The organism is Streptomyces sp. NPDC021080 (genome assembly GCF_044333225.1).
Lineage (GTDB): Bacteria > Actinomycetota > Actinomycetes > Streptomycetales > Streptomycetaceae > Streptomyces.
The window spans coordinates 209,010-226,574 of record NZ_JBIRQM010000014.1; the positions used below are offsets into that span (position 1 = coordinate 209,010).

The 17,565-nt window shown below is 71.0% G+C and carries 16 protein-coding genes; 9 read left to right on the plus strand and 7 right to left on the minus strand.

From position 1 onward, the window contains the following. Nucleotides 1-258: 258 nt before the first annotated feature. The gene (locus ACH4S8_RS31655) at nucleotides 259-1,521 is read left to right on the plus strand and encodes a sensor histidine kinase (protein WP_398400263.1); all 1,263 of its coding nucleotides are present in this window, start codon (nucleotides 259-261) and stop codon (nucleotides 1,519-1,521) included. Continuing rightward, nucleotides 1,518-2,213 carry a response regulator gene (locus tag ACH4S8_RS31660; RefSeq protein ID WP_398400108.1) on the plus strand — a complete coding sequence of 232 codons (696 nt, stop codon included), beginning with the start codon at nucleotides 1,518-1,520 and terminating at the stop codon, nucleotides 2,211-2,213. The genes ACH4S8_RS31655 and ACH4S8_RS31660 overlap by 4 nt, the downstream gene beginning before the upstream one ends. Before the next feature lie 35 nt (nucleotides 2,214-2,248). On the opposite strand, the gene ACH4S8_RS31665 is transcribed toward ACH4S8_RS31660, so the two are convergent. The 3 genes from ACH4S8_RS31665 to ACH4S8_RS31675 form a co-directional block, all read right to left on the minus strand. Further along, nucleotides 2,249-3,856, minus strand: coding sequence for a serine/threonine-protein kinase (locus ACH4S8_RS31665; RefSeq protein WP_398400110.1), 1,608 nt, complete (start codon nucleotides 3,854-3,856; stop codon nucleotides 2,249-2,251). An 80-nt stretch (nucleotides 3,857-3,936) separates the two neighbouring features. Next, on the minus strand, nucleotides 3,937-4,620 hold the full coding sequence (locus ACH4S8_RS31670) for a hypothetical protein (RefSeq protein ID WP_398400112.1): 684 nt from the start codon (nucleotides 4,618-4,620) through the stop codon (nucleotides 3,937-3,939). Nucleotides 4,621-4,739: 119 nt separating this feature from the next. Beyond that, complete coding sequence (locus tag ACH4S8_RS31675) at nucleotides 4,740-5,879, minus strand: winged helix DNA-binding domain-containing protein (protein ID WP_398400114.1); 1,140 nt, start codon at nucleotides 5,877-5,879, stop codon at nucleotides 4,740-4,742. 164 nt (nucleotides 5,880-6,043) lie between these two features. Here ACH4S8_RS31675 and ACH4S8_RS31680 point away from each other — a divergent pair, with 164 nt between their 5' ends. Next, complete coding sequence (locus ACH4S8_RS31680; protein WP_398400116.1) at nucleotides 6,044-6,238, plus strand: hypothetical protein; 195 nt, start codon at nucleotides 6,044-6,046, stop codon at nucleotides 6,236-6,238. Nucleotides 6,239-6,332: 94 nt separating this feature from the next. On the opposite strand, the gene ACH4S8_RS31685 is transcribed toward ACH4S8_RS31680, so the two are convergent. Continuing rightward, complete coding sequence (locus tag ACH4S8_RS31685) at nucleotides 6,333-8,564, minus strand: hypothetical protein (RefSeq protein WP_398400118.1); 2,232 nt, start codon at nucleotides 8,562-8,564, stop codon at nucleotides 6,333-6,335. A gap of 304 nt (nucleotides 8,565-8,868) precedes the next feature. On the opposite strand from ACH4S8_RS31685, the gene ACH4S8_RS31690 reads away from it, so the two are divergent. Together ACH4S8_RS31690 and ACH4S8_RS31695 are read left to right on the plus strand one after the other, a co-directional pair. Continuing rightward, complete coding sequence (locus tag ACH4S8_RS31690; RefSeq protein ID WP_398400120.1) at nucleotides 8,869-9,630, plus strand: hypothetical protein; 762 nt, start codon at nucleotides 8,869-8,871, stop codon at nucleotides 9,628-9,630. A 262-nt stretch (nucleotides 9,631-9,892) separates the two neighbouring features. Further along, nucleotides 9,893-10,726: a DUF4239 domain-containing protein gene (locus ACH4S8_RS31695; RefSeq protein ID WP_398400266.1), complete on the plus strand. Its 834-nt coding sequence runs from the start codon at nucleotides 9,893-9,895 to the stop codon at nucleotides 10,724-10,726. Nucleotides 10,727-10,751: 25 nt separating this feature from the next. On the opposite strand, the gene ACH4S8_RS31700 is transcribed toward ACH4S8_RS31695, so the two are convergent. Then, nucleotides 10,752-10,976, minus strand: coding sequence for a hypothetical protein (locus ACH4S8_RS31700; RefSeq protein ID WP_398400122.1), 225 nt, complete (start codon nucleotides 10,974-10,976; stop codon nucleotides 10,752-10,754). Between the two features lie 114 nt (nucleotides 10,977-11,090). On the opposite strand from ACH4S8_RS31700, the gene ACH4S8_RS31705 reads away from it, so the two are divergent. The 4 genes from ACH4S8_RS31705 (at nucleotide 11,091) to ACH4S8_RS31720 (ending at nucleotide 16,093) form a co-directional block, all read left to right on the plus strand. Beyond that, the gene (locus ACH4S8_RS31705; RefSeq protein WP_398400124.1) at nucleotides 11,091-12,056 is read left to right on the plus strand and encodes a hypothetical protein; all 966 of its coding nucleotides are present in this window, start codon (nucleotides 11,091-11,093) and stop codon (nucleotides 12,054-12,056) included. Between the two features lie 139 nt (nucleotides 12,057-12,195). Next, entirely contained in the window at nucleotides 12,196-13,842 is a 1,647-nt protein-coding gene (locus tag ACH4S8_RS31710) for a hypothetical protein (RefSeq protein ID WP_398400126.1), read from the plus strand. A 57-nt stretch (nucleotides 13,843-13,899) separates the two neighbouring features. Continuing rightward, nucleotides 13,900-15,045, plus strand: a complete 1,146-nt coding sequence (locus ACH4S8_RS31715; RefSeq protein WP_398400128.1) for a hypothetical protein — start codon at nucleotides 13,900-13,902, stop codon at nucleotides 15,043-15,045. 124 nt (nucleotides 15,046-15,169) lie between these two features. After that, nucleotides 15,170-16,093: an aminoglycoside phosphotransferase family protein gene (locus tag ACH4S8_RS31720; RefSeq protein WP_398400130.1), complete on the plus strand. Its 924-nt coding sequence runs from the start codon at nucleotides 15,170-15,172 to the stop codon at nucleotides 16,091-16,093. 58 nt (nucleotides 16,094-16,151) lie between these two features. On the opposite strand, the gene ACH4S8_RS31725 is transcribed toward ACH4S8_RS31720, so the two are convergent. Both ACH4S8_RS31725 and ACH4S8_RS31730 read right to left on the minus strand, forming a co-directional pair. Continuing rightward, complete coding sequence (locus ACH4S8_RS31725; protein WP_398400132.1) at nucleotides 16,152-17,375, minus strand: RNA-guided endonuclease InsQ/TnpB family protein; 1,224 nt, start codon at nucleotides 17,373-17,375, stop codon at nucleotides 16,152-16,154. A 5-nt stretch (nucleotides 17,376-17,380) separates the two neighbouring features. Further along, a partial coding sequence (locus tag ACH4S8_RS31730; RefSeq protein ID WP_398400134.1) for a hypothetical protein occupies nucleotides 17,381-17,565 on the minus strand: 185 nt, incomplete at its 5' end.

Consider the following 17,565-nt stretch of genomic DNA (forward strand, 5'->3'; position numbering starts at 1 on the left):
ACGGCCCTCCCCGCGGAGGACCCGGCCACGGGGTCATCCTCGAGGAGTACGCCTGACGGACAGACGGGCTGGTCACGCAGGTGGACGTGAGCCTGTGCCGCGGGACCGCACAATGTGCGGATGGAGAAGGAGGACCCGTACGGGCGGCCGCGCGACGCGTCGTGGGCGGGCACAGGGCGAGAACGGGCCGGCCACTGGCGAGAGCGGGCGGGCGACCTACTGCGGCCGGGGACGTGGTGGGCGCATGTCCGCGACGCGATGCGGCCGGAGGGCGAGCACGCCCCGTTGTCCCGGCGGGCGGTCGGCCTGGACGTGGTGCTGGCACTCGTACTGACCGTCATCGCGCTGGTCGTGGCGACGCGCTATCCCGGGGACGGGCCGGTACGGATCAGCTCCCGGGCCGTGTCCGTGAGCCGGGACGGGCTGCCGTACCCGGTGCGGCCTCCGGCCCCCGGCCCGGGGGACACGTACGACCCGCGGTCCTCCGCGCCCTCGGTCCTGGTCGTGCTGTCGGCTCTGCCGCTCGTGGCCCGGCGCAGGTATCCGCTGCTCGCGTTCGGAGTGATCGCCGCCGCCGCGCTGGCCCTGGGTGACGCCGTCTCCTGGATCAACGTGCTGACCTGCAGTGTCGCGGCGTACGGAGCCGTGGCGCACAGCCGCTACCGGAAGCGGTCCCTGGCCGCGCTGATCGCCGCCGCGGTGCTGGCGGGTGTCGCGTTCCGGGACACGGACCCCATGCTTCCCGGCTGGTCCAGTCCCGCCGTGGTGCTCCTGGTCGTCGGGGTGCTGGCCACCCTCGTCCGCCTCGGGCGGCAACGGCTGGAGGCCAGCCGCAAGCGTTTCACGGACCTGCAGAAGACTCAGGAGAAGGCCATGCGCCGGGCCGTGGAGGAGGAGCGCGCCCGGATAGCCGCCGAGCTCCACGACGTCGTCACCCACAATGTGAGCGTGATGGTCATACAGGCGGGCGCGGCGCGCAAGGTGATGGACGCGGCCCCGGAGCGGTCCAAGGAGGCGCTGCTGGCGGTGGAGGCCGGGGGCCGCGCCGCGATGGCGGAACTCCGTCATGTGATGGGCCTGCTCGCGGGCCCGGACGCGAGTGCCGACACCCCCGCCGACGGCCTGGAACCCCAACCCGGCCTCGGTCAGCTCGACGCCCTCGCCGAGCGGGTGCGGGCCGCCGGGACACCGGTGGGTCTGACGGTGTCGCTGCCCCCCGCTCCGCTGCCTCCCGGGGTGGAACTCACGGCGTACCGCGTCGTCCAGGAGGCCCTCACCAACACGATCAAGCACGCGGCGGGCGCCGGCGCGCGGGTCACCATCGGCTTCGCCGACTCCTGGCTGGAGATCGAGGTCAGCGACACGGGGGCCGTCCGGGGCTCTCCTCCGGTGGACGGCAACGGCCGCGGGCTGATCGGGCTCCGCGAGCGGCTCGCGCTCTACGGCGGCGAACTCGCCGCCGGGCCGACGCCCGCCGGCGGATACCAGGTCACGGCCCGCATCCCGTGGGAGGCGGTGTGAACGGGCCCGCCCTGCGCGCCGTCATCGCGGACGACCAGGCCCTGGTCCGTACGGGCTTCGGGATGATCCTCGCCGCCGACGGCATCGAGGTGACGGCCGAGGCGGCGGACGGGGCCGAGGCGGTCGACGCCGTCAGGCGCACCCGGCCCGACGTCGTCCTCATGGACATCCGGATGCCGCGGATGGACGGCATCGAGGCCACCCGGCGCATCCTCGGCAGCGGCCCGGACGGCTCAGAGGACACCCGGGTCATCATCCTCACGACGTACGACCTCGACCATTACGTGTACGCGGCGCTCACCGCCGGCGCGAGCGGCTTCCTGCTCAAGGACGTCACCCCCGAGCACCTGGTGGCGGCCGTCCGCCTGGTGCGCTCCGGCGACGCGCTGCTCGCGCCGACGATCACCCGCAGGCTGATCGAGCGCTTCGCGCACCGCCAGGAGTCGCCGCGGACCGGTCTTCACCGGGATCTGTCCGGGCTGACCCCGCGCGAGCTGGAGGTGCTCCGGCTGCTGGCGACCGGCCTCAGCAACGCCGAACTCGCGGACCGCCTCTTCCTCAGCCCGACCACGGTGAAGACGCATGTGGGCCGCATCCTGTCGAAGCTCGACCTGAGGGATCGCGTACAGGCCGTCGTACTCGCCTACGAGAGCGGTCTGATCTCCCCGCAGGGGCCGCCCGGAACGGGCTGAGGGCTCGGGCAGGGCCGGCAGCGCGCCGCAAGGGGTCAGGCGGACGCCCGCCAGACCGTCATGTCAGCGGTCAGGAAGCTGCCCTTGTCCGCCAGCGCGGTCGACTTGACCTGGATGACGAGCAGCGCGATGTCCCCGGAGGGGTGCTTGACGCAGATCTCGCTCCCGGCCGCCGCCGCGGCGAGCGGAAGACGGTGGCTGGTGGCTCCGCCCAGGGCGATGCGGCACGAGTCGAGCGTGGCGCCGGGCTTCTCGGTGTACAGCATCGTGATCACACTGGTGTCGCTCGTCAGAGCGCAGCTGCTTGCGTCGCAGACGAAACGGATGTCGCCCTTGGCGTCGTCGCGGTCGACCGGCTGCTCGATGTACAGGGAGTGCTTGTCGTCCAGCCACTGGAGCGGATGCGCCTCGGGCAGCGGGGTGGCGGACGCGGTCGCCGGGGCGTCGGAGGGCCCAGGCGTCCGGCGGTCCGCGCCGGACACGGTCCCCGATCCCTTCGCGGGGGCCGACGTCCTCGGGGACGCACCGTGCGTGGACGTCGACGTGGCGAGCGCGTCGATCCGGCGGAACTGTTCAGCCCCTTCCACGATCGTGTACACCAGCCCCGCGAACAACAGCGTGATCGCCACGCCGAACGCCGCGAACCGCGCGGCGCGCCGCCGCGGCGACGAGGGCCGTACGGGGAGTGCCGCCTGCGGCCAGACGATCAACGGCATGGCGTGCACCGGGGTCGGATCGGGCACGGGAGCCGGCACCGTCATCTCCGGGCCGGTGATGTCCCGCCAGACGGCCGGACCCGCGCCGTCGTCCGCGTCCCGGCCCAGTCGCTGCCGGCACATGTGGACGATCTCCGCGGGAGTGGCCCGCTCCGTGGGATCGGCGGCGAGACAGCGGGCGATCACCGGCCGTATCTGCTCGGGCAGCGGCGACAGGTCGGGTTCCGAGTGCACGATCCGGTAGAGCACGCCGACCGACGGGCCGTCCCCGTACAGCGGTTCCCCCAACGCGGCGAACGCGGCCGTCTGCCCGAGCGCGAACACGTCGGTGGCGGCGGTGACCTCACTCGCCGACGCCTGTTCGGGTGCCATGAACTGGGGTGTGCCGATGGCGGCGCCCGTAGCCGTGTGCCAGGTGATGCCGGAGGCCAGCGAGATGCCGAAGTCGATCACGCGTGGCCCGTCCGCGGCCAGGAGCACGTTGGACGGCTTCAGGTCGCGGTGCACGATGCCCGCGCCGTGGATGGCCTCCAACGCTTCGGCCACCCCCGCCATGAGCCACAGCACCGCCTGCACCGGCAGTGGGCCGCGCCGGGCCACCACCTCCGACAGGGAGGGACCGGGCACGTACAGCGTGGCCAGCCAGGGCGGTGTGCCGTCCGCGTCCGCGTCGATCAGCTCGGCCGTGTAGGCGCCCCGGACCCGCTGGGCCGCCTGGATCTCCCGGCGGAACCGGTGCCTGAAGTCGGGTGAGTCGGCGAGCTCGGGCCGTACGACCTTGATCGCCACCGGCCGGCCACCGCGCGTGTGGGACAGATAGACCCGGCCCATGCCGCCCGCGCCGAGTCTGGCGGCGATGCGGTAACCGGCCACCAGACGCGGATCCTCCGCCTCCAGCGGCTGGAAGGTCTCGGCTGCGCTCTTCATCGGACTTGGTCCCCCCGACCCCGTACTCCTGGCCCCGGCGTTGATCAACGGCAGCCTACGGCCTGCCTCATGACGATGCGTCAGCGCCCCGTGTCCACGCGCCTCAGGAAGCTGTCGGCGTCAGCGGGTTGCGCCAGGCGGCCCAGCTCCAGCCAGGAGCCGTCGGTGAAGCACAGCCGGAACGTGGCGAAGCCCCGCGGCTGACCGGCCTCGCCCTCCACGCGCACCTCGGAGGACGGGTACTCCACGACGATCCGGAAGTCGTCCGCTTTCGTGGGCGACAGGCGGCGCCGGGGAGAGGCGGCCAGGCAGACGCGGTCGGGGGTCAGCATCACCAGCCGTTTCGGGTTGGGCGACTGGGTGTACCAGCGCAGGAGCAGCCGGCCGGCTGTCAGGTCCCAGTCTCCGTCGAAGACACCGTCGGTCCGCTCCCCGCGCTCACGGTCCCGCGCCGTCGGCCGCCCGTCGACGGACGTCCCCCCAGGAGCCGTTCGGGAGCTCCGTGATCGTCTCGCCGGCGACGGACCACCGAGACGGTCGCCGAGCTTGTCGATCAGCATCATCGGCACGACCACGAAGAAGAACGCCACCGCTCCGACGTACAACAGCCAGTGGTGACCCGGCTTGAGCCGGCCCTTGCCGGCGGCGCGGTGGACATCGGCAGGCGGTTTCGGGATTCCCTTGTGGACCTCGCACCAGACCATGGCCGTGGGGTCCTCCCCCAGGATCGTCCGCACCCGCCGCTGCACCTTGCGCTTCGCCATGGAGGGAATCCTAAGAGGCCGCGAGCTGCCCGGAACCGGCCCCTCCCGGCCCCGCTCTGCTCGAAGTACGGCCCGTGCCGCCGGTGTTCCCCAACTGTCCTTCTCCCGTGCCGGGTTGGTCAGTCCTTCACGATCCTGGTCTCGGCACCCGGGATTCCCTTGTCCCACCAGTGGTTGTAACGGCTGTACGGAGCCGGGTCCCGCTCCGCCAGCAGTGCCGCCAGCTTCTGCGCCTCCTCGGTCAGACCGCGCCACGCCGCCTTGCCGAGTTCGCGGAACGCGGTCAGTTCCAGCCCTCCGTTCATGGTGCGCCACACTCCGGCGACCCGGCCGTCGACGAGCAGGGTGGGCAGGATGTCGCCGTTGCGCCGGACGACGAGCGGCCGGTACTCCTGGGGCATGACGCGCCCGGGGACGGCGTGGGCCAGCAGCACGCTGTCCCACATCGGCAGCAGCCTCGGCGGTGCGGGAGTGTCCTCGGCCGGCACGGTGGCACCCGGCAGGTCGTACAGGACGGCGCGGCCCGGACCGGGTACCCGCACCACCTGGTCGCCGAGTTCGCCGAGCGCCTGGGTGATCACCGGGCGCCCCAGGAGGGTGAAGCGCGCGAAGTCCTGTGCCGACGCCGGTCCGAACGCCCGGAGATGGGCGAGCAGGAGCCGCCGTACTCCCGCCGCCGCGTCCTGTGCCACGGCCGCGGGGCCGGCGGGCGAGGCGAGGTAGGTGTTCGGCAGCTTGAAGGACCACGGACCGCCGGTCGGCACGTGCTGGATCGGCGCGTACGTCTTCAGCGCCCACCACACGCGGCGCGCCTGTTCGCCGAAGCCGGCCGTGACCTCGCTCTCCACGTCGGCCCCGGTGTGGGGGCGCGCCAGGAACTCGGCGAGCCGCGGAAGCAGTCCGTCGGCGTCCTCTTCGGTCAGCTCGGTCGAGGTGTACCGGCGGTCGTAGAGCCGCGAGGCCCGCAGGTTCCGGACCATGGCGGCGTGGTACGGCGCGTAGTCGTCGGCGTGGACGGCGTGCAGCGTGATCCGCATGAGGGTCGCCTTCACGATCCGGCGATCCGCGAACGCCGCGTCGAGGTCCTCGGGGGCGAAGTCCTCCACCCGGTTCCACAGGGCCACGTACGGGGACACGGGTGACTGTGCCTGCACGGCGCAGACCCGGCGGACCGCCTCCGCCACGTCGAGGCGCCCGCGCTCCAGCAGGAGCTGACGGTCCAGGGTCGCCAGGGTGAGCTGCCGCTCGGTGAGGGTCACACCCGGATTATCCCCTCCTCCACCACCCGGCACTTCGTGTTCCGGCACCTCTCCTCCGTTCCGGCACATCAGTTTCCGGCACCCGCGTGCCCGAGCCGGTCCCACGGCCGGCCTCGGCACCGCCCGCGTCGGCCCCTCCTTCTGTCCTCGGAAGAGGGGGTGTCATGACCGAGCGGCATTGGTACGACGACAGCGACTACGAGAGCGCGGTCGAGCGGTCCGAGCGGGTCACCCGGGCGGGGTGGACGGCGATTCTGGGTGTGACGGGACTGTTGGGCGTTGCCGCGATCGCGGCCGTCGTCGTCTGCCTGGCAGGCGCAGTCGGCATGTTCTACGTCGTCGTGGTCGCCAACCGCTAGCACGGAGAAGCCCGTTGCCCCAGGGGCCCGGTGCAGGGGCCGGTGCGACCTCGGGGGCCCTCATCGGCCCGACGGCGGATCAGGTCGGTGCTGCTCAAGGCACCAGGCCCGCCAACACGCTCCGAGCGGCTGCGCGAAGCTTGATGTCGTCGTGAATGATCTCGGTGTGACTGCCCCACCGCACGACGCGGTGTTCACCGTCGGCGAGCAGCCGGACGCGGTCGAGCTGGGGCTGTGTGAACGCTGCGGGGCCGATGGCGGCGAGGGCCTCGACCGCGGCCGACGCCGGGTTCAGGTGCCCGCCGGGAGCGTCTGCCGGGAGGACGCGGTCGACGAGGTCGGTGAGCGGGACACCGGCGGGCCTGTCGCTGCCCGGGTGAACGGCCACCAGTGCTCGGGCGGCCGACGCCGCCGTGTCGGGGCGGTCGAGCATCGCGAGCAGGTGGGGAACGGCCTGCCGTGCGTGGGGGCCGAGGAGGACGACGACCTCGGCCGCCCTGTTCGCGGCTTGGTGCCCCCCTGGCCGGGCTGCCCAGCTCAAGCCTTCCAGCACCATGGGCAGCACGCTGTCCTGATCCCCGGTCAGCTCCCACACCGCTCCGGCCGCCGTCAGCCCTGCCCACACCGCTGCCCCGCTGGTCCGCGTCTTTGCGGGTTGGGCCAGCATGGCCAAGAGGTGGGGCAGCAGTGGACGGGCTTGTTCGCCGAGCGCGACGGCGGCCTGGACCCAGTGGCCGCGCGGCCCGCTCCGCTCGCCGAGCGCCGGTCCCAGGACGGCCACCAACGCGTCGGCCTCACCCGTCAGCGCGTGGAGCGCGGTCGCGGCCTGCACGCGGCCCGGCAGCGGGCCCGCCTCCACACACGATCGCAGGGCGGTGATCACGTGGGGGTGGAGCTCCGCGTCGGCGACGGCGGCGAGCGCCCGGCTGACCACGGTGGTGCGATACGGAAGCGCGTCCACCAACTCGGGTATCGCGGCCCGGGCGGAACACCCCCAGCCGGCCAGGAGCCCCGTGAGGTGGACCGGTTCGTTCTCGGCCGCGAGCCCGTCCGTCATGAGCGACCTGCGCTCGCCCCCGCGCGCGAGGCCGGCCGTCACGGCGGCCAGTCGTACGCGGACCGCGTCGAGCAACGCCGGCGTGCACGGCAGCGGAGCCGGTGGACGCCACGTGGTCGCACGCTCCCAGGCCGCTTGCAGCGCACGGGGCCGCTCCGTCAGATGACGCGCGAGGAGATCCGACGCCTGGGGCGTGCCCAGGGTCACCAGGGCCGCCAACGCACGATCGGTCACCTCGCTCGTCCCTTCGGCAAGACGCACCAGTGCCGGGACAGCCTGTGGAGCGGGTTCGCCCCACTCGCACACCGCGTCGATGACGGCTGCGGCGGTGGTCGCGCTGTCCAGCAACGGCAGCATCGCGGGCAGCAGTCGCGCCGGTGCGGTTCTGGAGCGCAGGGCGAGCGACTGGGCCGCCCAGGTCGCCTCGGTGACCGCTGCCCGAGCATTCTCGTCGGCTCGCGACGCCGCCTCCACCGCACGTTCCAGCGCCGCGACGACGACTTCGATCGCCTCGTCCACGCTGCCGCGCTCGTGCAGACCGTCGGCCAGGGCCCCCAACGGCTGCCGCTCCCCCAGGCTGTCCGTCATGTGCCGCTGCAACGGCGCCAGCGCCGCCACGACCTCCGCCGGCCCACCGTCCCAGGGCCGACCGACGTCCACAACGGCCAGGAGCCCCGCCACGCGCACCGACGGAGGCTCGGCCGCGCTCAGGGCGGCCGTCACCAGGTCGTCAGCCGCATCGCGTTCGACCGCGACGCACGCGCTCACCACATCCGCCCGTACCACCGGATCGGCTTCCGTCTCCCAGCGCCGACGCAACGCCGCCGCAGCGGCCGGGCCCGCCGCCGGCCCGCACTGGGCCACCGCCCGTGCCGCGCGCTGCCTCACGCCGGGAACGTCGTCGGACAGCAGGGGCACCATCAGCGGAAGCTGCGCGACGACAGCCGCGCGCGCCGCGCCGGCTCGGTCGATGCCCCGCTCGTCCGTGCTCTCGGCGATGGCACCCAGCATGTCGAGCAACTCCGCACGACACGGGCCCGCCACCGCCAGGGACGCCAGAAAGGGAACGGCCACCACGGTGGCCTCGTACACCGAGCCCTGGTGGACGAGGCTGCTCCACAGCTCCTGCTCGGCCTCCGCCGCGGTCTCCTGGTCCTCACCGGTGAACGCGCGCAGCAGACCGGGAACATCCTCGGCCGGGCCGTAGGCATGGTGCACTTCGGCCCAGGCCACCCGGTCGAGGTCCGCGAACACATCGGCAAGATCCATGTACCGGATGCTGCCAGACGGGTCTGACAACGCCGCGAACTCGCACAGGCGAAGGCACGCACGCCCGTACCCGCACCCGCGAGTCGACGTCACGGATCGATGCCGCCTGTCGGCGTCGCCGGGGAGAACGGCCTGAACCACAGCGGGGAGGCGAATTGTCGTGCCCCCACCACCGGCGCCCCAGGAACCCGTGGACACGACAACGACCACTCCTCATCCCTGACAAGTCGTCAGGGTCGGCTCAGGGTCGAGGCGGGGACGTCACCGATGGCGCCCGCCCGGTCATGACCAGCACGCTGTGTTCATGTTGAACACGACCACCGATGACCGCCGCCCGTCCCTCGCCCGCCGCGCCGCGCTCACACTCGCCGGAGCCGCCGCCCTGGCAGGACTGGTGGGGGCGTACGCGCCGAACTCCGCTTACGCGGAGCCCGGTTCGGCCCCCATCGAGTCCGCGACCGACTTCAGCGACTGCCCCGCCCTCCCGGCCGGCGTCGACCCGGCCCGCTGGCGGTGTGAAGTCCACACTGCCGCACCGCGGTTGACGCTGGGCAAGGTCACCGTGGACCTCGCTCCGATCACCATGACGCATGCCGAGGGGCCGATGCCGGACGGCACCGCGGGACAGGTGTGGGGCGCGATGCACAGCGCGCCCACCGCCGTTCCGGGCGGGCTCACCGGCACAGAGGCAGGTGAGCACACGCGACGGCTCCCTCTGGCGATCAAGCCGGAGTACGGAGGCCGATCCGACTTCTACACCGGGCAGTTCAGCCTTCGCTTCCGGCTGTCGAGTCCGCTGCTGACACACGGATGCACCGTCGGAGCGAGCGCGCCGGTCGATTTCCGGCTGAAGCGGTCGGGGCCCTCGGAATGGGTCTCGCAGGATCCGCCCGTCATCAAGTTCTCGGCCTACGACGACACGTTCACCGCTCCCGCGGCCGAACACTGCGGCCCCCTGACCGGACCGCTCGACCGGCGCCTCGGGCTCCCCGCGGCGAGCGGAAATCTGATGACCTACGACGCGACCTACACGTTCAGGATGTACGACCACCTGCCGGTCGCGTGACGCCCGCAGCCCGCCTCCGCCCCCGCCGACCCGTCTGCCCGTCTGCCCGTCTGCCCGTCTGCCCGTCTGCCCACCGGCCGGTGTCCCGCCCGCAGCTCCGCCTCCGCCTCCGCCTCCGCGGAACGAACGGGTGAGACGCGAGCGCGCACGGGACCCTGCGAAATCGGTCTCTCACCCGGTGGTGTGAACTTGCCGGTCGTGCCGTAGCGGCTGATCAACGCCGTGCGTTGGGGCAGGCGTGTCCGCTCTAGACTCCTCGCACATCTCGCTCTGGCTGCTCAACCACTTCAGCACCTTCACCCTGGCCGTCGTCACCGTCGGCGGGACCGTCCTCCTCGCGGTCGCCGGCAGCGTGCTGCTGCGCCGCAGGTACCCCTCGGTGGCCCATGGCGAACACAACGAGATGGTCGGGGTGACACTCGGCATGTTCGGCGCGATCTACGGGATCATCCTGGCCTTCGTCATCGTCACCCTGTGGACCCAATTGGAGGACACCCAGACCATCGTGGCTTCCGAGGCCACCGACGCGGCGCTCATCACCCGGGACGCCACCGCGTTCCCGGCACAGGTGCGTGCCCGTCTCGACTCCTCCATGAGCGGATACGTCCACGCGGTCGTCGAGGACCAGTGGCCCCGGATGCGCGCGGGAAACCCCAGCTACGGGGCGACGGAGACCCACCTGGGAGCCGCTTTCCAGGCACTCCAGGACTACGACCCCAAGAGCCAGAGCGAGCAGGTCTTCTACGAGGAGGCCGTCACCCATCTCAACGACGTGGCTTCCCAGCGCCGCGCCCGCATCACGATGGCACGCCAGGAACTCCCGCCTCTGCTCCAGGTCCTGGCCTTCGGCGGCGCACTCGTCCTGGTCCCCCTCACGTTCCTCTACGGCATGCGCAAACTGAGGGTCCAGATCCTCTTCGTGGCGTCGGTCGCCGGACTCGTCGGCTTCAGCCTGCTCCTGGTCTTCGTCCTGGACCGCCCGTTCGCCGGCGAACTCAGCGTCAGCCCGGCCCCGTACCGGGAAGGGGCCCTCGCCCAGTACTGGAGCCAGGGAGCCGACGACGTGAGCGCCGGGCACCGGGCACCGGACCACTGAGCCCGGCGGCTCTCGCTCCCGCCGCCTAGGACTGCGCCTCGTACCGGCGTTTCTCCACCACCAGCGGCAGTCCCTCGACGTCCGGAACCTGCAACTGCGCGGGCACCTCGGCCTCCGGATCGACGGTGACTTCCAGCACGAGCCTGTCGTCCCGCAGTTTCACACCGATACCGGTCACGGACGGCAAGGACAGGATGCCCTGTTCATGGCGGCGCTGAATGGACAGCGCGTGTTCGAGGGTCGTCTCCACTCCTTCATTGTGTCTGCTCGGCCCCGAGATCACCCGGTACGGGCAACTCGCCGAGCGAAGTCCCGGCGCACGTGGGAGCGTGATGTGTGATGCCCATGACGACCGAAAAGGTGCATGATGCCAACGCTCGAAGAACTCCTTGCCATCAAGCAACAGGTCGAACAGCACTACATCGACCAGCCGGGCGTCACCGGAATCGATGTCGGCTACAAGGAAGTCGGCGGCGAGCTCACGGACCAGATCGCCGTGCGCGTTCATGTGGCACGGAAAACCGATGACGTACCGGCCGATCAGAGAGTTCCCGAGGAGATCCACGGCGCCGTCACCGACGTGGTGGAACGCGTCTACGAACTCCACGCCGTCTCCGTGCCCGAGAGGTCTTTGCTGGCGGACTCCAAGCACTACTCGCCCCTTCTGGGAGGCGTGAGCATGGGCCCGAGCAGAGCCGTCGGCAACAGCATCTTCGCCGGCACGCTCGGTGCCGTGGTCATCGACAACGAGACCCAGGCCCGTGTGGCGCTGACCAACTTCCATGTCGCCGCCGTCGACGCGACGGGCCAGGTGGGCGACCGCATGGTGCAGCCGAGCCGTATCGAGCACGGCAAGGTTCCCCAGGACGAGTTCGGAGCCACCCTGCGCCTCGTCCTCTCCGACCACGTCGACGGTGCGGTGGTCTCCATCGACGAGGACCGGCAGACGTCGTGCGACATCGCCGAGATCGGCAGCGTGCTCGGGACGAGGACCGCCACGCTCGGGACGGCCGTGCGCAAGCGCGGACGGACCACGGAGCTGACCCGCGGCTCGGTCGACGGAATCTCGGCCACCGTCCAGGTGGACTACGGCCCGGGCCTCGGCGTGCGCACCTTGCGCGACCAGGTGAGCATCACGGCCGCCACCTCCCCCGACGCCGTCTTCTCCGACCACGGTGACTCGGGCTCCGTCATCGTCGACGAGGACGGTTTCGTGGTGGCGCTGCTCTTCGCCGGTGCGGGGGCGAACACGGTCGGCAATCCGATCGCCTCCGTGCTTCAGGAGCTGAACGTCTCCATGTGCACGGGCGGGCCGGACGGCCACCACTGACCATGTGCGCGGTCCCCCACGGCTGAGGATGCGTCACGTCCTCGGGCGAGGCAGACCGGCCGTGGAGTGCAAGGCACTCACCCCCTGACACACCGCTCCCACCTCACTGGACACCTGTGGGCGACGAAAGGCCGAGTCGGTGGACGGCGCACGAGAGCATCGCCGGGCAACGGCCTGGTTGCAGCAGGCCCGCGCCGCGGAGACCCGCGGCTCCCCTCCTGAAATCGCACACCCTGCCGGCGCCGCGGTCCGGGCCGCCCTGGGCGACGTGGGCTCCCCCGACCGGGAAGCGCCGGGACTGTACCGCTTCGTGGTGGGCGTCGACCAGCAGGCCCGTCCGCTGGACGCCCGGGAGCTGGCGGAACTGGGGGATCCGATGGCCGAGTTGTTCTTCCGCAAGGGCGCCTTCCCGCTGACGGTGCAGGATCTCCTCGCCGGGCTGCCCGAGCCCGCGACGAAAGCGAACCAGTCCGTGTATCTGATCGGCGAGGCCGGGCAGATCCCGCCCGGCTCCACCCCCGGGCTGCCGCGTTCCATGCGGTTCGCCGTCGCTCGCGCCACCACCGGCCGGGACGTGGACCTGTTGGTGAGCACGGCGGCGAACGAGGATCCGGCCGCGACGTTTCTGCAGGTTGCCGCCTGGGATCCGGCCGCGAAGGTCTTCAACTACTACATGCGGATCAGCCCCGCGTGGGTGTGGGCGGGCAACTCGTGGTCCGCTCTCGCCCCCGGCTCCCGCGGCCGCGGCTGCTTCGACAGCCACATCAACGGCAGTGTCGTGATGAAGGAGCTGAAAGCGCCCTGGAGCAACTGGCAGTCCCAGGCGGCGACGATCCGCCTGGCTCCGGACGACCCCTTCCGTGACGACCCGCTGTATCAGCAGGTCATCGGCGCCGAGAATCTCGAGCTGACCGTCCGCGCGCTGATCAGCCGCTGGACCGCCGCCCGCCTGGCAGCCGTCGCGCAGAACGGCGTCGTGGAGCATCCCGAGCAGTTGATGCGTCATCTGTTCACCACGACCGCGGTGAACCTGGCCAGCACGGCGACCCAGAGTTCGACGATCACCCCCTCCAGCCGTGACCTGCTGCTGCCCCCGGGTTTCTGGCTGAACGTCGACGCGCTCCTGAGCGATCTCGAACTGCCCGTCACGGCCTCTCTTCCTCCCCTGGCCCCGGCCGCCCACTACGTCGAGAGCCTGGCGACTTTCGACTTCGCCCTGGAGGAGAAGAGCAGCGGTTTCTCCCAGCCGGGGGACACGTTCTTCGCTTTCGTCGTACCGGAACCGGCCTGCGAGGACAACGACGTGGTACGGCAGATGGTGGAACAGGGCCTGATCACCGGAAAGTTCGCCGCTTGCGCGTTCATGGTCGATTTCACCAATCCGGTCTTCAGCCCCGTCCGGGCGCAGTTGATGGCCCATGTCCCCACCACGCCGACCGCTGTGACCGAGCTGCAGGAGCACACCGCACAGGCGATCCTGGAAGCCGCCACGCGTCTGCCGTCCAGCAGCCCTGAAGGCCGTTTCGCCGCCGACTGGGCCCTTGCCGACGACGCCTGGCCCAAGGCCTTCGCCGAGCGGATCGACGACTACCTCGGCCACGTGGGCCAACGGATCCGGGAGTCCGCCGGTTTCGACGACTACGTCCGGCTGGCGGAGTCCCGCCGCCGCGACTTCAAGACGATGCGGCTCAACGAGTTCGAGCTGACCCTGCCGACCACCAACATCCCCGCGGACGCCCCGCGGCTCGGGATGAACGACGACGGCACGGTCACGCCTGCCTCCTGACAGCCGCCGCCGTCCGCGACCCTTCCTCCCCGGCCACCTCTCAGCGAAGGAGTACCCATGAGCCTGCTCGACTCCTACGGCCCGCCCGGGCACCTCGACGATCTCGACGAGACCGGCCTGAAGGCCTGGAACATGTACATCAGCGACCGGGTCGACAACTCGATCACCGGCCCCGACCCCCACGAGGTGCTCAACGACAGCCCTCGCGGTCAGTTCTACAACCTCACCAAGACCGACACGGCAGCCGACGCCCAGGAAGCCTCCGTCACCTGGACGGCCTTCCCCCGTCTGGTCAAGATCCAGTCTCTGTCCGACGCCCAGCGGTGGCAGCGGGCCGACGCCAGCCGGGACGTCCAGGACGAGTACTGCGAGTGGAGCGTCACCCGTAATGCCGCCGGGAAGATCACCAAGGTCATGTTCACCTGCGAGGGCCCCGAGTACTGGCATCTGCTCTCCCAGTCGAACCCCGCCAAGGTCCTCGATCTCTACCGGACGTACATCGACCCGAACGTCCAGCACGGCGACCTCTTCGGACCCACCGGCACCTACAACCCCCGTAACCGGTGGAACGACTCCACGACGGACGGCGCCATGCATCTGATCCAGCCCAACAACACCCTGGGCGCCGAGATCGAACTCGCGGCCGCGGCCACCGTCGTACGGGTCATCGACGGCCACGAGCTGACCACCGAGCAGGAACTCATCGACTGCAGCAAGTACGGCGCGCCCGAGCGCAACAGCGACCCGCACATCGGCGGAGCCGTGAACGCCCTCGCCCGGCAGAAGGCGGACGTCTCCCTCGCCGACCCGGTCGGTCTCTACTTCGACGGTCTGACCACGGACGGCTGGGCCACCCCGGACGGCTCGGACCCCAAGGACTACTGGACCAGGCAGCGCGGCAGCGCGACCCACCCCGTGCGGTTCGTCTACGAGGTGCCCCAGGACAAGGGCTTCACCGTCGGCGACATCAAGATCAACGGCAAGCCCATCCAGTTCGGCGCGCAGATCACCGACTTCATCACCATCAAACTGACCGGCGTGGCCTGCCGGTTCGGACAGAGCACCACGCAGCCCAAGACCGCCTGCGTGCAGGTGGCCCCCGCGCCCGTCGAGCCGGCCGCGCTGGCACAGAACCTCAGCGCGGCATCGGCCCCCGGCTACCACGCCGCTCCTCTCGCCACTGCCTGGACCCGCCGCCGCTGAGCCGCGAAAGCCCCGCAAGTGCTGCCGGCAGAACCGGCTCGACGGTCACAGGCCTTCACCAACATGCCTGTTTTCAAAGGGAGTTGGTTAAAGTCCCCTTCTTCCAAGAAGGGGAGGACGTCACATGACATTCACCGAGCCGGACATCACGGAGGACTTGATCCGGGACCTGTTGCGCGAGCAGCGCCCACACCTGGCCGATCTGCCCCTGAAGTTGGGAGCGCTCGGCTGGGACAACCAAGTGTGGCGGCTCGGCGACGACCTCGCCGTCCGGTTGCCCTGGGCGACACAGTCCGCGGACGCGCTGCTGCGCAAGGAGCACACCTGGGTGCCCCGGCTCGCCCCGCACCTTCCTCTTCGGATTCCCGTCCCGCAGTACCTCGGCCGGCCCGGCGAGCGGTTCCCGCGGCCCTGGCTCGTCACCACCTGGGTACCGGGCGAGCCCGCCGACCGTGCGCCCGCGACCCGCCCGGCGGAGGCGGCCGCCGCCTTGGCCGCCTTCCTGACCGCGCTCCACCGGCCCGCTCCCGACACGGCACCGACGGGGCGGGACCGCGGCGGCCCTCTGGCCGACACCGCCGAACACTTCACCCGGGCTCTCGACTCGGCCACCGAACTCGGGCTGGTCGACGATCCGGCCGTCGTCCGCGCGGTCTGGGAGGACGCCGCCGCCGCGCCCGGCCGGGCCGGCCCACGCCTCTGGCTCCACGGCGACCTGCACCCCGCCAACGTCCTGACCACGGACGGCACCATCTCCGGCGTGATCGACTTCGGGGACCTCTTCGCCGGCGACCCGGCTTTCGACCTCGCCGCCGCGTGGATCCTGCTCCCGGACGGCGCCGTCGACCGCTTCCACGAGGCTTACCTGCCGGGCCCCGACTCCGCGACCCTTCGCCGCGCCCGCGGCTGGGCGGTGCTGCGGGCTCTCAGCTGCCTCCACATCGCCGACGCCGGCGTCCACGGCCGCCCCGGAGGCAAGGCAAGCTGGGGCCCACCCGCCCAAGCCTCGCTGCGCCGCCTCACCGCGACAGCGAACCAGAACACTTGACATGCTCCTCACCCTGAAGGGTGAGGATTCTGGCCTTCCTTGACTGGTTGCTGTGCCGCTATGCGGCACGGTTTCCGGTCGGGAATCCGTGGCTTCCTGTTTCTTCGCGCTGCGCCGGGATTGCTCCTGGTCTTACCGGCGCTCCGCAGGCCGATGCCGCCAGTCCGGCGGCCGTTTTGATGTTGAGTGCGGCGTTGTGGTCCCGATCGTGGTGGGTGCCGCAGGCGGTGCAGGTCCATTCCCGGATGTTAAGGGGTTTGGGTCCGTCCTTGACCCTGCAGGTGGAGCAGGTCTGGGAGGTCGGTTCGAACCGGCCGATCTTCACCAGGGTGCGCCCGTACCGGGCGGCCTTGTACGCCAGCATGTTCACGAACTGTGCCCAGCCCGCGTCGTGTACGGACTTGGCCAGCCGGGTGCGCGCCAGTCCCGCCACCGACAGGTCCTCCACGCCGATCGCTTGGTTCTCGCGGATCAGCCGGGTGGAGAACTGGTGGAGGAAATCACGGCGCGCGTCGGCCGCCTTGGCGTGGGCGCGGGCGACCTTCAGGCGGGCCTTGGCCCGGTTCTTTGATCCCTTCTGTTTGCGGGACAGCTCCCGCTGGGCCTTCTTCAGCTTCTTCTCCGCCCGACGCAAGAAGCGCGGCGAGTCGATCTTCGTACCGTCGGAGAGGACCGCAAAGTGCATCAGGCCGAGGTCGATGCCGACCGTCTGGTCGGTGTCGGGCATCCGGACGGCGTCTTCGGCGGGGTCGGTGCCGACGACGAAGGAGGCGAAGTACCGTCCCGCGCTGTCCTTGATCACGGTGACGGAGGTGGGAACGGCAGGCAGGGTGCGGGACCACTTCACCCTCACCGCGCCGATCTTGGGCAGGTTCAGACGGCCGCTGCCGGTGATGTTCCAGCGGGCGTTGGCGGTGAACCGGATCGACTGCCGGGTGTCCTTGCGGGACTTGAAGCGGGGTGCACCCAGCCTGGGGCCTTTGCGGGTGCCCTTGAGGGAGGCGAAGAAGTTGCGGTAGGCGGCCTCGGCGTCCCGCAGGGACTGCTGGAGCACGACCGCGGACACCTCGCCCAGCCAGCACCGCTCCGCCGTCCGTTTCGCCTCGGTGATCAGCTTCCGGGACACCTCGCCCGCCGTCGGGAACGGCTGCCCGGCCCTGCGGGCGTCCTCGCGGGCGCGGACCGCGTCGTTGAACACGACCCGCGCGCACCCGAACGCCCTCGCCAAAGCGGTCCGCTGGCCGGCGTCCGGGTACAGACGAAAGCTGTACCGGAGCTGCACGGCGATCACACTAGGCATATCGAACCCGCGACGTCACCGGGAACACACAAGCGATCCGTCACCGTCACCGTCACCGTCACCGTCATCGTCACCGTCACCGTCACCGTCACCGTCACCGTCACCGTCACCGTCACCGTCACCGTCACCGTCACCGTCACCGTCACCGTCACCGTCACCGTCACCGTCACAC